This window comes from Sediminibacter sp. Hel_I_10, assembly GCF_000688335.1.
GTDB lineage: Bacteria > Bacteroidota > Bacteroidia > Flavobacteriales > Flavobacteriaceae > Psychroserpens.
Genome location: NZ_JHZX01000001.1, coordinates 1,824,400 through 1,839,239, shown reverse-complemented (window position 1 = coordinate 1,839,239; position 14,840 = coordinate 1,824,400). Strand labels below are relative to the sequence as shown.

Sequence of the window (14,840 nt, the reverse complement as noted above, 5' to 3'; positions counted from 1 at the left end):
ATATGTGTGGAATTGTCGGTTACATTGGCCATAGAGAAGCCTATCCAATTATTTTAAAGGGTTTAAAGCGATTAGAGTATAGGGGCTATGATAGCGCAGGAATTGCGCTATACGATGGAACAGATATAAAGCTTTGTAAAACCAAGGGAAAAGTAGCTGACCTTGAGGAGCGCTTGGAAAGAGAGATTTCTACAGATGGCACTTTGGGGATTGGTCATACGCGCTGGGCTACACACGGTGTTCCAAATGATGTGAATTCTCACCCTCATGTTTCTAACTCCGGGAATTTGGTAATTATACATAATGGGATTATTGAAAATTATGAGTCTCTTAAAATTGAGCTTATAAAAAGAGGTTATACTTTTAAATCTGACACAGATACAGAAGTATTGGTCAATCTTATTGAAGACGTCAAAAAAAATGAAAACATAAAATTAGGGAAGGCTGTACAAATTGCTTTGAACCAAGTTGTTGGAGCCTATGCTATAGCTGTATTTGATAAAAATAAACCTAACGAAATTGTCGTGGCTCGTTTGGGAAGTCCATTAGCTATTGGTATTGGTGATGATGAATTCTTTATTGCAAGCGATGCTTCGCCTTTTATAGAATATACGAAAAATGCAATTTACTTGGAGGATGAGGAATTAGCTATTATAAGAAGAGGTAAAGAGGTTAAGATTAGAAAAATCAAAGATGATTCGCTCGTAGATCCTTATGTTCAAGAATTACAATTAAATCTGGAGCAAATTGAAAAAGGAGGATATGATCATTTTATGCTCAAGGAGATTTACGAACAACCAAGCGCCATTTTAGATACCTTTAGAGGTCGTCTGCTCAGCAATGAGGGCATTATAAAAATGTCAGGAATTGAGGATAACATGAAACGATTTCTCAATGCTGATAGAATAATTATTGTTGCCTGTGGGACGTCTTGGCACGCAGGTTTGGTTGCCGAGTATATATTTGAGGACATTGCCAGAATACCTGTTGAGGTAGAATATGCTTCTGAATTCCGATACAGAAATCCTATAATAAACGAAAAAGATATCGTTATTGCTATTTCACAATCTGGTGAAACAGCAGATACTTTAGCAGCCATTAAATTGGCAAAATCTAAAGGAGCCTTTGTCTTTGGCGTTTGTAATGTGGTCGGTTCATCTATTGCTAGAGAGACCGATGCAGGCGCATATACGCATGCAGGTCCCGAAATAGGTGTTGCTTCAACCAAAGCCTTTACTACGCAAATCACAGTTCTTACCTTAATTGCTTTAAGACTTGCTCGTGCCAAAGGGACTTTGTCAAGTTCAGATTATAGAAATCATTTAATAGAATTAGAACTGATTCCTGAGAAGGTTAAAAAAGCTTTAGCATCTGATACTTTTGTAGAATCTATTGCTGGAATATATAAAGATTCTCGCAACTTCCTTTATCTAGGGAGAGGATATAATTTTCCTGTAGCTCTAGAAGGCGCCTTAAAATTAAAAGAGATCTCATACATTCATGCTGAGGGTTATCCAGCTGCAGAAATGAAGCATGGCCCTATCGCCTTGATTGATGAAAATATGCCCATTGTTGTAATTGCTACAAAAAAGGGGCATTATGAAAAAGTAGTGAGTAACATTCAAGAAATTAAATCTAGAAAAGGAAAGATTATAGGAATTGTGACCGAGGGTGACTCACAAGTAAAAGCGCTTGCAGACCACGTGATTGAGGTTCCCGAAACTATTGAGTCTTTAACACCGCTTCTAACAACCATACCATTGCAACTTTTGTCATATCATATAGCACTTATGCTTGGTAAAAATGTGGATCAACCTAGAAATTTAGCCAAAGCGGTAACGGTAGAATAGCCAAACTCTTACTGAATCTCATAATTTTAGCTGAAAATGTAAAATACTCATTTTCAGCTTTTATTTTTATGTTATCTTCAGTATCTACCCCTTGTTTTTGTTAAATATTATTATGCATGCATAATTTATTGCTGAATTTTCATCGCAATACGACATATTTATTTATATTGCTTCACGAAACTTAACTAATTCCCTAAAATGAAGACAATAATTAAAATGACGATGTTGCTCTGCTGTGCATTTACTTTTGCCCAGACAACAGTAAAAGGTAAGGTAGTTGATGATAGCGGGCAACCTCTGCCAGGCGCCAACATCATTGTTGTTGGTACTACTTCTGGTACTATTACAGATTTTGATGGTAATTATTCATTAACCATTAATCAAGAACCACCCTTTTCTATTGAAGTAAGTAGTGTTGGTTTTGATACGGTTACTAAAGAGGTAACAACCAATCCGCAAACGATTGATGTAACTATGGTTGAAGGGACGTTCTTAGATGAGGTCGTTATTTCGGCTTCAAGAACACCAGAACGTATTTTTGAGTCACCGGTGACTGTTGAACGTTTCGGACTTAAAGAAATAAAGAACACAGCTTCAGCAGGGTTCTATGATGGTCTAGAAAACTTAAAAGGGGTTGATGTAAACACAAACAGTTTGACCTTTAAGTCGGTAAATACAAGAGGTTTTGCCACATTTGCCAATACACGTTTTATGCAATTGGTTGATGGTATGGATAACTCTGCACCAGCACTTAACTTTCCAATTGGTAACTTAGTAGGTATGAACGAGACCGACGTTTTGAGCGTTGAGTTATTGCCAGGAGCAGCTTCTGCATTATATGGAGCGAATGCCTTTAATGGTATTCTTTTTATGAGAAGTAAAAATCCATTTGATTTTCAAGGCATCTCTGGATACCATAAGCAAGGAATCACCTCTCAAGATGCCGGTGGTGATAATACCTACAGAGATACAGGGATTAGAGCGGCTTATAAATTTAGTGAGAAGTTTGCAGCAAAAGTGAATTTCGGTTGGTTAAAAGGAACAGATTGGACTGCTAATAATTATGATGGGAAACCCGGGACAGGCTCCTCAAGAGCAAGCTTGAACTATGATGGATATAATATTTACGGTGATGAAGTTGGCACAAACATTAGAGCAGCATCGGGCGGGCTAGGTATTGTTCCTGATGTAGTAGTAACAAGAACAGGATACGAAGAAAGAGATTTAACCAATTATAATGCAGAAAGTATTAAAGCAGATTGGGGTCTGTATTTTAGACCATGGGAAAATGATTTTGAAATTTCCTACGTAGGAAAATACGGCACAGGAAATACGATCTATCAAGGAACAAATCGTTATAATATTAGAGGATTCTCTCAACAACAGCACAAATTAGAGGTTAGAAATGATAACTTCTTTGTGAGAGGTTATGTGGTGTCAGATAATGCCGGAGATTCTTATGATATGGTGTTTACGGGAATTAATATTAATCGCGCATGGAAATCAGATACGCAATGGTTTGGAGAATATATCAACACCTACGTAGGCGCAACCTTGTCTGGGGCTACAGATGCAGATGCTCATGCGGCTGCAAGAGCACAGGCAGAATCAGGTCGTTTTGAGCCAGGATCGCCAGAGTTTAATGCGGCATTTGAGCAAAGTGTAAATAATCCAGATTTAACAGTCGGTTCAAAATTTCAAGATCAGTCTAAATATTACCATTCAGATGCTAATTACAATTTCAGCCATTTATGGGATGTTATTGATATTCAAGTTGGTGGTTCTTACAGACAATATCAATTAAATTCTTCTGGAACGATATATACAGATTATGACGGTCCAATCGATTATTCAGAGTTTGGTGTCTATACACAACTTCAAAAGGATATCGACTTAGAAGGCGAAATGTCCCTTAAATTAACAGGTTCTGCACGATATGATAAATCTGAATTTTTCGACGGTTTTGTGTCTCCAAGATTTTCGGCAGGTTTAAATATCAATGATAATCACAATGTTCGCGCTTCTGCGCAAACAGGATTTAGAAATCCTACAACTCAAGATTTATTTATCGGCTTAAATGCAGGTAGAGCTATTTTAGTAGGTTCAGCTCCGTCCAATCTTGACAGATACGTTAGAAATTATAATATTAGTCCGCTTGGGCAGGCTTTGGGTCAACCAGCTACTATCTCTCAGTCTGGTGGAGCAGCTTATAACAATTCTTATCGAGCGTCTTCTGTAAGAGCCTTTGGCGAGTCAGAAAATCCAAACGATTTGGTGATTGGTAACTCTGATATTGTAAAGCCAGAACAGATCACCTCATTTGAGGTTGGATACCGAGGGAAAATTGGTAAAATAACAGTAGATGCAAGCGCATACTATAACCAGTACAAAGATTTTATTTCAGGAGAAGTTGTTATCGCACCTTTCTACGGAACTGTAGGTGATCAAAGCTTATCTGTTGCAGCAATAGCAAATGGTGATTTTCAAACCTACCAAACCTATACCAACACAGATGCAAATGTTAATTCTTACGGAGGCTCTATTGGTTTAACTGCAAAAGTGTTTAATGGTTTTGATCTTAGCGGAAGTTATACAAATACACAACAGGATTTTGACAGAGCTGCTTTTCCAGACTTTTTGTTGAGTTTTAATACTCCAGAGCATCGCGCTAAAGTGAGTTTTGCCAAGGAGGATTTATTTAAAAATTTCGGATTTAATGTGGCATGGAGATGGAGTGATACCTACTACTGGGAAGCAACCTTTGGAAGTGGTATTATACCTGCATACCAAACTGTGGATGCGCAAATTAATTTGAATGTGCCGGTGATGAAATCTTCATTCAAAGCAGGAGCAACTAATTTAATGGGTCACGAGTATTTTACAGCCATAGGAACTCCAGACATTGGCTCAATGTACTATTTGTCTTGGACCATCAATAACCTTTAAGAAATAAAAAATTAGTAGTCATGAAACATATTAAATATATAGTTATTTCTGCCCTATTTATAGGATTAACATCATGTAGTGATGATCCTATAGATCCATTTGAACAAGAGCCAGCGGCACCATTACCTGCATTAACTGCCGGTTCAGCCAATTTTTCTAAGTATGTGTCTCTAGGAAACTCCTTAACTGCGGGATTTACGGATAATGCATTATTTATTGCTGGTCAAGAAAATTCGTTTCCAAACTTATTATCTCAAAAATTTGCGCTTGTTGGAGGAGGAAGTTTCACGCAGCCTTTGATGGCCGATAATTACGGCGGAATTTCTATTGGTGGAAATAGAATTCTTAATCCAAGATTAGTGACCACTGGTGGTGCTCCTGTATCATTAGAATCGGTAATTGGACCAGTGACTGTTGGTACAGATTTATTGAATAACCCAACAGGTCCTTTCAATAACTTAGGCGTTCCTGGTGCTAAGAGCTTTCATTTATTAGCTCCTGGATACGGTAATTTAGCGAATGTTTCTTTGGGATTAGCAAATCCTTACGCGGTTAGAATAACAGGATCAACTCCAGACGCAAGTGTAGTGTCTTTAGCAGTTACTCAAGAGCCTACGTTCTTTTCTTTATGGATAGGTAATAATGATGTTTTGGGTTACGCACTCTCAGGTGGAGATGGTACAAACCCGATCACACCAATAGATGGACCTCCAGGTGTTGGATTTAATCAAACTTATGGTGCATTAATTCAAACATTAACTGCTGGTGGCGCACAGGGTGTATTGGGTAATATTCCAAATGTTACAAGTATTCCACATTTTACAACGGTTCCTTATAATCCGTTAGATCCTAGCAACCCTAGTTTTGGTTCACAAATACCAACACTAAATGGTATTTTTGGTCAATTAAATCAAGTGTTTGCATTTTTAGAAAGTCAAGGCGTTCCAAACGCGACTGATCGTCAAATCATTTTTTCTGAAACTGCGGCAAGCGCAGTGGTTATTAGAGATGAAAGTTTGGCAAATTTATCAGTTCAAATAGCATCTGTTTTACAAGGAAGCCCAACGTTTCCTGCCTTTGTTCAGTCTTTCGGATTACCGGCAGCGGCAGCACCATTGGTAGCTAATTTGTTAGGTGCTGTGTACGGTCAAGCAAGACAAGCTAATGAGAACGATTTATTTGTTTTGCCGAGTTCGTCAATAATAGGAACGGTTAATGACAATTCAGTTGATTTTTTAACATCGCAAGGTTTGCCTGAGACTTTAGCAAATCAGTTTTCGGTAGAAGGTATTTCTTTGCCTTTGGAAGACAAATGGGTTTTGATACCTAGTGAGCAGGAAGAAATTGCTACAGCTACCTCAGCGTTTAATTCAACCATTGCGGCATCTGCTGATCAGTCTGGATTAGCGGTATTAGATGCGAATATGGTCTTAAATCGAATTGCTGCTGGAACTATTTCTAGCGGAGATTTTACCTTGACCTCTAGTCTTGTTACTGGTGGCGCATTTTCTTTAGATGGGGTTCATCCAACAGCAAGAGGTTATGCCTTAATTGCTAATGAAGTGATGAAGGCTATCGATGCTACTTACGGCTCAAACTTTGAAGCCTCAGGAAATCTTTTAGACATTGGGGAGTACCCAACTAACTATTCTCCTATGCTACAGTAGATAGTAATGATAATTAAAGAAAAGTGCCCTTATCATAGATCATATGGTAGGGGTCTTTTTTTATACTAAAAAAGAGAAAAATAAGCGTTTTTTTTTAAATTAAAACTTATATCTTTGCAGCGCGAAAAAAGTGTGTTCTCTTAAAGAAAATGCACCTTATATTTCCGCAGAAATATCTAAAAATTAAACACATAAGTAATGTCAAAAGTTACAGGTAAAGTTGCTCAAATAGTTGGTCCGGTTATCGATGTAGAATTTGGTGCTGGCGCAGAGCTTCCAAAGATTTACGATTCTTTGGAAATCAAAAAAGCAGATGGTTCCATCTTAGTATTAGAGGTGCAATCGCATATTGGTGAGGACACTGTTCGAACCATTGCCATGGATTCTTCCGATGGTTTAAGCCGTGGTACTGAGGTTTTAGCAACAGGAGCACCAATACAAATGCCAATTGGCGAAGATGTTTACGGACGTCTTTTTAACGTTATTGGTGATGCAATTGATGGTATTGGTAATTTGCCAAAAGCTGGAGACAAAGGGTTGCCTATCCACAGACAGGCACCAAAATTTGAAGATTTATCAACCTCTACCGAAGTATTATTTACAGGTATTAAAGTAATTGACCTTATTGAGCCTTACGCAAAAGGTGGTAAGATTGGATTATTTGGTGGTGCTGGTGTAGGTAAAACGGTATTGATTCAAGAATTGATTAACAATATTGCTAAAGGTCACGGTGGACTTTCAGTATTTGCCGGTGTAGGTGAGCGTACTCGTGAGGGTAACGATTTACTTCGTGAGATGTTAGAATCAGGCATTATTAAATATGGTGATGATTTTATGCACTCTATGGAAGATGGTGGATGGGATTTATCTAAAGTAGATAAAGCAGCCATGAAAGAATCTAAAGCAACGTTTGTTTTCGGACAAATGAATGAGCCTCCTGGAGCTCGTGCTCGTGTGGCACTTTCAGGATTGACTATTGCAGAGTATTTCCGTGATGGCGCAGGTGAAGGTCAAGGAAAAGATGTATTGTTCTTTGTGGATAACATTTTCCGTTTTACGCAAGCAGGTTCTGAGGTATCGGCACTTTTAGGTCGTATGCCATCAGCAGTAGGATACCAGCCAACTTTGGCAACAGAGATGGGTGCTATGCAAGAGCGTATTACTTCAACAAAAAGAGGTTCGATTACTTCTGTACAAGCGGTTTACGTACCTGCAGATGATTTAACAGATCCAGCTCCAGCAACAACCTTTGCCCACTTAGATGCAACCACAGTATTGTCTCGTAAAATTGCAGAGCTAGGTATTTACCCAGCGGTAGATCCTTTAGATTCTACCTCTCGTATTTTAGCTGCTGATATTTTAGGAGCAGAGCATTATGATTGTGCAACTCGTGTAAAGGAGTTATTACAGCGTTATAAAGAATTACAAGATATTATTGCCATTCTAGGTATGGAAGAATTATCTGAAGAAGATAAAATGGCGGTTAACCGTGCACGTCGTGTACAACGCTTCTTATCTCAGCCATTCCACGTGGCAGAACAGTTTACAGGTATCCCAGGAGTTTTGGTAGATATTAAAGAAACTATTAAAGGGTTTAACATGATTATGGATGGTGAATTAGATCACTTGCCAGAAGCAGCCTTTAACCTTAAAGGAACCATCGAAGAAGCTATTGAAGCAGGAGACAAAATGTTGGCTGAAGCTTAAAAATTAGGAATTTGTTGTTAGTTTGCTTTGACGCTACTGAGAACAGATGACTATAAACTAAAGACTGAAAAAAGATGTATTTAGAAATTGTTTCCCCAGAAGCTACATTATTTAGTAGTGAAGTAGATTCGGTTATTGTTCCGGGACCTGATGGTGAGTTTCAGATGTTGAATAATCACGCTGCCATTGTATCTACATTGACCAATGGTACGATAAAGATTTATACCAATAGTCAATCTAACGCTAATTTAGATGATAGACATGCCCTAATTGTCCCAAGTAAGGACAATGCTAAAGTTTTGACGTTATCCATTACCTCTGGTACCCTAGAGATGAAGAATAATAAAGCGATTATTTTGGTGGATTAATTTTCTACGGAAACATAATAATAAACGCAAATGCCGAATCGAAAGATTCGGCATTTGCATTTTATAAAAAGATACTGATGTTGCTGTGCTAATCCTCACTGTATTCTAAAATATCTGCCGGTTGGCAGTCTAAAGCTTCACAAATGGCCTCTAGTGTCGAGAACCTAATTGCCTTGGCCTTGCCGGTCTTCAATATCGAGAGATTGGCAGGAGTAATACCAACAATGTCTGCTAATTCGTTGCTTTGCATCTTTCTTTTGGCAAGCATGACGTCTAGATTAATGATTATGGACATAGTTAAATGGTTAACTCGTTTTCTTCTTTAGTAGATTTTGCAACTCTAAATAGTTCGCTTAATACCAAGAAAAATAAGCCTAAGCATACACATGCTAGATAGGGTGTGACCCCTAAGGAAATTTCAAATTTATTTGCGAATACTAATCTATAAACAAAAAATAGAACAGACATTGAAATCCCCGATATAATTAGTATGCGACCTATGGTTTCAAAATTTTTAATAACCGTTAAGGCAAACGGCTGCCTTTTTTGAAAGGACCTCAGTGTTTTTCTAAATAGGTAGAATGCATAAATGAGCGCATAAGCCATTACAAAAAATAGCAAGACGAAAACTCTAGCTCCATTTAGCAAACCTTCAGAAAGATTAGAAGACATCTCAAGACTGTCTGAAATTAGGCTTGGCTCAATAAATATATATACTGCAAAAAACAGAATGATAGGAATTAATGGAATACAGGTAATAATCCAAATAAAGTCTACAAGGCTTTTAAGTATGGGTAATTTTTTCATGATTAAATGGTTAATTCGTTTTCAGGGTTTCAATGGATAACTAATGAATATCGAAAAAGACTTTATAATTATCGTTTTGCAATAACAAATCTAATTATAATTATTGAAAAACAATAATAAATTATCAAATAAGAATATATCTCTGTCTATAGATTTTCAGAATAGAGTATTAGCTTAACAAAGAACGTTACTTTATAAAATGAACTAGTTACACTATATTTAACGTATGGATACAACTATTAGCTATCAACAGCCCGTCTCTATATTTAAATGGATTTTCGGCTTTCTATTTTTATTAGTAGGCTTTTTGGGAATTATCTCCCTTTCTCTATTTGGTTTAATCCCTTTTGCTTTTGCTTATGTGCTTTTAAAATCAGAGGGTACCGAAGTTGATCTTGAAGCAAAAACCTACAGGAAAACAACGGCATTATTTGGCCTAAAATTCGGAAAATGGCAATCACTGGATAACCCGGCGTACATCTCGGTTTTTAATACCACAGAGAATATTACCGTGAGAGTGGTTACTGCGGAAACCACAAACTCAAGACCAATTATCGAACTGAATCTGTTTTTCGAGAATAACCGACAGGTCACCATTTACAACACAGAAGATGTGAGACATGCCTTTGACGTCGCCTCACATATTGCTGACGCGCTGATGATAGATCTTCTCGATGCTACAGAAAAAGGAAATTTTAAATGGGTTGATAAAGTACAATATCGAACCAATGGTGAGATTTTACACGTGGATTGAATATAAACCACGAGCAATTTTACAGTTTGTAGGGTCTAGACTATCTTTGGATCATGTTTCCTAAAAAACTTCAAGATAAACTCAAATTAAGAGCAGAGGACCAGTCGCTTCGTGCATTGAGAAGTGCCAACTCCTCTATTGATTTTTCTTCTAACGATTACTTAGGTTACGCTAAGTCTGAAGCTATTTTTAAAAATACGCATGACTATTTAGTAAAACATAACCTATTTTTTAACGGAGCTACAGGGTCTCGTTTACTCACGGGTAACCATCAACTCTATCCCGAACTTGAGCAGGCGATTGCTAATTACCATAGGGCAGAAACGGCACTAATTTTTAATTCCGGTTACGATGCTAATCTGGGCTTTTTTTCATCGGTACCGCAACGTAACGATATTATTTTGTTTGATGAATTTTGCCATGCCTCCATACGAGATGGGATCTCTATGAGCCATGCCAAATCATTTAAGTTTCGCCACAACGATATTAAAGACTTAGTGCAAAAAATCACTCGAAACCGTGCCAATATAGACGAGCATCAAACAGCTACCGAGCCACCAGAAATATACGTTGTTACAGAATCTGTCTTTTCTATGGATGGCGATTCGCCAGATCTTATTGCTTTATCCAAATTGTGCATGGATCATCAGGCCAAATTAATTATAGATGAAGCGCACGCTATTGGTGTTTTCGGAAAAATGGGAGTGGGGCTCACTTGTGAACTCCAACTTGAAAGTTCTGTTTTTGCTAGAATCATCACTTTTGGAAAAGCCATTGGCTGTCATGGTGCGGCAGTTTTAGGCAGTGAAGATTTAAAAGCATATCTGGTCAATTTTTCCAGACCCTTTATCTATACTACGGGTCTTCCGCCACATGCACTGGCAACAATCAAGATGGCATATGCTGAATTATCTGTGCATAGTGTTGGTAAAGTGCATGCTATTGAGTTGTTAAAACGAAACATTCATTTTTTTAAAACTGAAATGGAAAGACTTCAAATTCCGGCGTTGACTATGGCGAAAGTTTCCGAAGAAAAAGTGGGTTTTATAGCAAGCGATTCTGCCATACACAGTTGTATTATTTCGGGCAATTCTCGAGTAAAGACCATTTCCGAAGCATTAAAACTCCACGGTTTTGACGTTAAGGCCATTTTGTCTCCAACAGTGCCAAAAGGTAGCGAGCGACTAAGATTTTGCCTGCACAGCTATAATTCTCAGGTAGATATAACCAAAGTATTGCAACTCTTAGCTACTTTTGTTGCAGATGAGTCAAACGTTTAGAACCATAGCAAGATTTCAGTACACTTCTGAAGCGCAGATCATGAAGGGCCGCTTAGAGGCCGATGGGATCAAGGTGTTTTTACAAGATCACTTTACTATTGACACAGATCCTCTTGTGAGCAACGCCATTGGTGGTGTAAAACTAAAGGTCTTGGCAGATGATGCTTTAAGAGCACAGCATATTTTAAATAGCATGCACCAGTACGCGATGGACGATGAGGGAAAGGCGATGATTTGTCCAGCCTGCCAAAGCGATCAAGTGGAGTTGTTTTCTACCATTTCTAGCTTAAAATCGTTATTTGCCTTTCTCGTGGGCTTAATTTCTGGAACGCTGCCCATGCATATGCGTTATAAATACAAATGTGATGCCTGTGGACATGAGTTTCAATTGGATCCATCAAAAGACAAGTCTGCTTAAACACTATTTAAATTTTCTACGGAAATGAAAAAAACCACCTATTTTATTACAGGAATTGGGACAGATGTGGGGAAGACCATTGTCTCAGCGATAGTAACAGAAGCCTTAAAGGCCGATTATTGGAAACCCATTCAAGCTGGAGATTTAGAACTTTCAGATACGCACAAGGTGAAACGATTGGTCAGTAATACAAAGACAACATTTTATCCCAGCGCTTATGAGTTAAACACGCCCATGAGTCCGCATGCTGCCGCAGAAATTGACGGCATTACCATAGAAGTAAAAAACATAAAACCTCCAAAAACAGACAATCATCTGGTTATTGAGGGTGCAGGTGGTTTGCTCGTGCCCTTAAATCAAACAGAGACCATTTTAGACCTGCTCCAACCCAATTATAAGGTCATTGTGGTATCACGGCATTACTTAGGAAGCATCAACCATACTCTTTTAACCGTAAACCTTTTAAAGCAAAAGGGCTTTGATGTGTCCTTGATTTTCAATGGAGCCGAACACAAAACTACAGAAGCCATCATCTCTAAAATGACTGGTGTAACCATTTTGGGCAGAATTGATGAAGAGCCTTATTTTGACAAAAATGTGATTTTGGAATATGCCGAAAAATTAGTAATTTAAAGCTCAAAACAAGACTATGTCTCTCGCCGTCGCTATCCTTTTTATCCTTTTAGGCATCCTGATTAAGTATGGTAAACTATACTTTTTAATCGCTGGGTATAATACCATGGCAAAAGAGAAACAAGAGCAGTATGATATTGATGGCATTGCAACGGTATTTAGAAATGCCATGTTTGGGATGGCTCTCGTCATGCTCATTGGTTTTGCCATTTCAGAATTTACAGGCCATCCAGAGGTTGATAGATGGAGTTTTATTGTTGCTATGGTCATTGGGCTTCCTTATCTGTTGATTGTTTCCAATTCAGATGCCTATAAAATTGACAAACAGAAGTGATTTTTTTACTGTGTATGAGCATCTTTTTCTAAGGTCATAAATCATAAAAAACCTTAAACTTTAATAAAGGGATAATTCTGTTTGGTAACCTTTTCTTAACTTTGCGCGTTAAATATTTATGACCTTTTGAAACTTAATCTTCAAGACATTCCGCGGGTTGCAACCATTTCTAAAGCAGATTTTCTAGAGCAGTATTTCAAGCCGCAAAAGCCGGTGGTGATAGAACGCTTTATAGAAGATTGGCCAGCTTATGATAAGTGGAGTTTAGACTATATAAAAGAGGTTGCAGGAGATAAGGAGGTTCCGCTTTATGATGATAGACCAGTAGATTACAAAGATGGCTTTAATGAGCCACATGCTACAATGAAGATGAGTGAGTATGTTGATTTGCTCAAAACCAAGCCTACGAAATACCGAATTTTTCTTTGGAATGTTCTCAAGGAAATTCCGCAATTGCAGAAAGATTATTCATTTCCCGATTTTGGGCTCAAACTTATGAAGAGTTTACCCATGCTCTTCTTTGGAGGAAAGAACTCGCATACCTTCATGCATTATGACATTGATTTGGCTAATATTTTCCATTTTCATTTTGAAGGAAAAAAGCGTTGTATTTTATTTGATCAAAATCAGAATGACTACTTATACAAAATCCCTCACTCTTTAATTACACGTGAAGATATTGATTTTTCAAATCCAGACTTTGAGAAATGGCCAGCCTTAATCAAAGCCAAAGGGTGGATTTGCGAACTTAATCATGGCGAAGTGCTGTACATGCCTGAAGGCTATTGGCATTACATGAAATATCTAACACCAGGCTTCTCAATGAGTTTAAGAGCCATTGCCCGCCGTCCCAAAAATTTGGGCAAGGCTTTTTACAATTTACTCATCATGAGAAATTTTGATGGTTTGATGAGACGATTTAAAGGTCAGAAGTGGATTGATTGGAAAAACCAACAGGCTATTACCAGAACTCACAAGAGTTTTGAGTAATAACGCACTAGAACTAAAAACTTTAATATATTTACGCTCTAAAATTTAAAGACATGAAAAAGCTTATTTTGATTTTTGCACTAATTTCAGTTTCAATGATGAATGGTCAGGCCTACACGGGTCAAGGTGACCAAAAATTTCAAGTAGGGGCTAATATTCAAGATGAAGCTACCGGGATCAACGTCAGTTATGATTACGGTTTGGGAGAGAATATTTCTGTTGGGATTTCCTCTTCTTATGCTTTGGGGATTGATGACCGATTAGATGCTGATTTTGGTGATCGTTTTGATATTAAAGCCAGATTCAACGCTAACTTAGGAAATGTGATCAATGTTGATGAGAATTTTGACCTTTATCCTGGCTTAAGTTTAAGCACTAAAAATTTTGGCGGTCACGTGGGAGCGCGCTATTTTTTCACAAACGGTTTTGGGGTTTACACAGAAGCTAATTTTCCTTTGGCCAAGTACAGTAATGATGATACCGAAATAGGATACTATATCCATAATCAATTTACCTTAAATATTGGTGCGGTATTTAATTTGTAACAAGGCATTCTATTTTTAAGACATCATAAGGCGTTTCAAAACTACTATTGAAATGCCTTTTTCTATGGAACTAACTCAAATACCTTTTCATACACCATAGCGCTTTCCCACCCACGGTACAACAGATAATCTGCCAGTTTTTTTCTTTTTTTCTGCTTGTTAGTCTCTTTAATAGCCTCTGCTTTTTTTTCAGCTAAGGTATTAAAGGTGTCATAATAATCATTGTTGTCAATTTCTTTAAGTGCGACGGAGATGATGTTTTTGTGAATATTCCGTTGCTTTAATTCTTGCTGTAAACGCTGTCTTCCCCATTTTTTAATTCGGAATTTACCACGTACAAAAGTCTTTGCAAAACGTTCTTCATTAAGAAAGTTATGGTTGAGGAGGTGCACCACAATTTTATCCCGAGCTTCGGGAATCATGCGCATGTCGTATAATTTTTGCACTACTTCTTTGTGACAACGCTCTTGGTAAGCACAATAATGCTCCAATCTTTGTTGGGCTTCGTCGACGGTGTATGTTTTTGATGGATTCACACCCT

General features: G+C 37.8%; 15 protein-coding genes. 12 read left to right on the top strand and 3 right to left on the bottom strand.

The window, feature by feature from the left end:
• Positions 1–2: 2 nt before the first annotated feature.
• The 5 genes from glmS to P176_RS0108150 all read left to right on the top strand — a co-directional run bounded on the left by glmS (position 3) and on the right by P176_RS0108150 (position 8,538).
• On the top strand, positions 3–1,850 hold the full coding sequence (gene glmS / locus P176_RS0108170) for a glutamine--fructose-6-phosphate transaminase (isomerizing) (RefSeq protein ID WP_026754247.1): 1,848 nt from the start codon (positions 3–5) through the stop codon (positions 1,848–1,850).
• 198 nt (positions 1,851–2,048) lie between these two features.
• Entirely contained in the window at positions 2,049–4,796 is a 2,748-nt protein-coding gene (locus P176_RS0108165) for a TonB-dependent receptor domain-containing protein (protein ID WP_026754246.1), read from the top strand.
• 20 nt (positions 4,797–4,816) lie between these two features.
• Positions 4,817–6,463, top strand: coding sequence for a lipase (locus P176_RS0108160; protein ID WP_026754245.1), 1,647 nt, complete (start codon positions 4,817–4,819; stop codon positions 6,461–6,463).
• Between the two features lie 198 nt (positions 6,464–6,661).
• Positions 6,662–8,170: a F0F1 ATP synthase subunit beta gene (gene atpD, locus P176_RS0108155; protein ID WP_026754244.1), complete on the top strand. Its 1,509-nt coding sequence runs from the start codon at positions 6,662–6,664 to the stop codon at positions 8,168–8,170.
• 74 nt (positions 8,171–8,244) lie between these two features.
• On the top strand, positions 8,245–8,538 hold the full coding sequence (locus P176_RS0108150; RefSeq protein ID WP_026754243.1) for a F0F1 ATP synthase subunit epsilon: 294 nt from the start codon (positions 8,245–8,247) through the stop codon (positions 8,536–8,538).
• Between the two features lie 88 nt (positions 8,539–8,626).
• Here P176_RS0108150 and P176_RS0108145 read toward each other — a convergent pair whose 3' ends face one another.
• On the bottom strand, positions 8,627–8,833 hold the full coding sequence (locus tag P176_RS0108145) for a helix-turn-helix transcriptional regulator (protein WP_026754242.1): 207 nt from the start codon (positions 8,831–8,833) through the stop codon (positions 8,627–8,629).
• A gap of 2 nt (positions 8,834–8,835) precedes the next feature.
• A complete protein-coding gene (locus tag P176_RS0108140; protein WP_026754241.1) occupies positions 8,836–9,345 on the bottom strand; it encodes a DUF2975 domain-containing protein in 510 nt (169 codons plus the stop codon).
• A gap of 226 nt (positions 9,346–9,571) precedes the next feature.
• Here P176_RS0108140 and P176_RS0108135 point away from each other — a divergent pair, with 226 nt between their 5' ends.
• The 7 genes from P176_RS0108135 (at position 9,572) to P176_RS0108105 (ending at position 14,299) form a co-directional block, all read left to right on the top strand.
• Positions 9,572–10,099 carry a hypothetical protein gene (locus P176_RS0108135; RefSeq protein ID WP_026754240.1) on the top strand — a complete coding sequence of 176 codons (528 nt, stop codon included), beginning with the start codon at positions 9,572–9,574 and terminating at the stop codon, positions 10,097–10,099.
• Between the two features lie 53 nt (positions 10,100–10,152).
• A complete protein-coding gene (locus P176_RS0108130; protein WP_026754239.1) occupies positions 10,153–11,379 on the top strand; it encodes an aminotransferase class I/II-fold pyridoxal phosphate-dependent enzyme in 1,227 nt (408 codons plus the stop codon).
• A complete protein-coding gene (locus P176_RS0108125; protein WP_026754238.1) occupies positions 11,363–11,797 on the top strand; it encodes a DUF2007 domain-containing protein in 435 nt (144 codons plus the stop codon). Before P176_RS0108130 ends, P176_RS0108125 begins: the two co-directional genes overlap by 17 nt.
• Positions 11,798–11,821: 24 nt before the next feature.
• Entirely contained in the window at positions 11,822–12,430 is a 609-nt protein-coding gene (gene bioD / locus P176_RS0108120; protein WP_026754237.1) for a dethiobiotin synthase, read from the top strand.
• A gap of 16 nt (positions 12,431–12,446) precedes the next feature.
• Positions 12,447–12,764 carry a DUF3784 domain-containing protein gene (locus P176_RS0108115; protein WP_026754236.1) on the top strand — a complete coding sequence of 106 codons (318 nt, stop codon included), beginning with the start codon at positions 12,447–12,449 and terminating at the stop codon, positions 12,762–12,764.
• A gap of 126 nt (positions 12,765–12,890) precedes the next feature.
• Positions 12,891–13,754, top strand: coding sequence for a cupin-like domain-containing protein (locus tag P176_RS0108110; protein WP_026754235.1), 864 nt, complete (start codon positions 12,891–12,893; stop codon positions 13,752–13,754).
• Between the two features lie 53 nt (positions 13,755–13,807).
• The gene (locus P176_RS0108105; protein WP_026754234.1) at positions 13,808–14,299 is read left to right on the top strand and encodes a DUF6646 family protein; all 492 of its coding nucleotides are present in this window, start codon (positions 13,808–13,810) and stop codon (positions 14,297–14,299) included.
• 62 nt (positions 14,300–14,361) lie between these two features.
• Here the strand turns inward: P176_RS0108105 and P176_RS0108100 are convergent, their stop codons facing one another.
• Positions 14,362–14,835, bottom strand: a complete 474-nt coding sequence (locus P176_RS0108100; protein ID WP_026754233.1) for a regulatory protein RecX — start codon at positions 14,833–14,835, stop codon at positions 14,362–14,364.
• Between the last annotated feature and the right edge of the window lie 5 nt (positions 14,836–14,840).

Excerpts from the sequence above, each read along its gene's own strand:
- glmS (WP_026754247.1), top strand. The coding sequence starts at position 3 with ATGTGTGGAATTGTCGGTTACATTGGCCATAGAGAAGCCTATCCAATT.
- P176_RS0108165 (WP_026754246.1), top strand. The coding sequence starts at position 2,049 with ATGAAGACAATAATTAAAATGACGATGTTGCTCTGCTGTGCATTTACT.
- P176_RS0108160 (WP_026754245.1), top strand. The coding sequence starts at position 4,817 with ATGAAACATATTAAATATATAGTTATTTCTGCCCTATTTATAGGATTA.
- atpD (WP_026754244.1), top strand. The coding sequence starts at position 6,662 with ATGTCAAAAGTTACAGGTAAAGTTGCTCAAATAGTTGGTCCGGTTATC.
- P176_RS0108150 (WP_026754243.1), top strand. The coding sequence starts at position 8,245 with ATGTATTTAGAAATTGTTTCCCCAGAAGCTACATTATTTAGTAGTGAA.
- P176_RS0108145 (WP_026754242.1), bottom strand. The coding sequence starts at position 8,833 with ATGTCCATAATCATTAATCTAGACGTCATGCTTGCCAAAAGAAAGATG.
- P176_RS0108140 (WP_026754241.1), bottom strand. The coding sequence starts at position 9,345 with ATGAAAAAATTACCCATACTTAAAAGCCTTGTAGACTTTATTTGGATT.
- P176_RS0108135 (WP_026754240.1), top strand. The coding sequence starts at position 9,572 with ATGGATACAACTATTAGCTATCAACAGCCCGTCTCTATATTTAAATGG.
- P176_RS0108130 (WP_026754239.1), top strand. The coding sequence starts at position 10,153 with ATGTTTCCTAAAAAACTTCAAGATAAACTCAAATTAAGAGCAGAGGAC.
- P176_RS0108125 (WP_026754238.1), top strand. The coding sequence starts at position 11,363 with ATGAGTCAAACGTTTAGAACCATAGCAAGATTTCAGTACACTTCTGAA.
- bioD (WP_026754237.1), top strand. The coding sequence starts at position 11,822 with ATGAAAAAAACCACCTATTTTATTACAGGAATTGGGACAGATGTGGGG.
- P176_RS0108115 (WP_026754236.1), top strand. The coding sequence starts at position 12,447 with ATGTCTCTCGCCGTCGCTATCCTTTTTATCCTTTTAGGCATCCTGATT.
- P176_RS0108105 (WP_026754234.1), top strand. The coding sequence starts at position 13,808 with ATGAAAAAGCTTATTTTGATTTTTGCACTAATTTCAGTTTCAATGATG.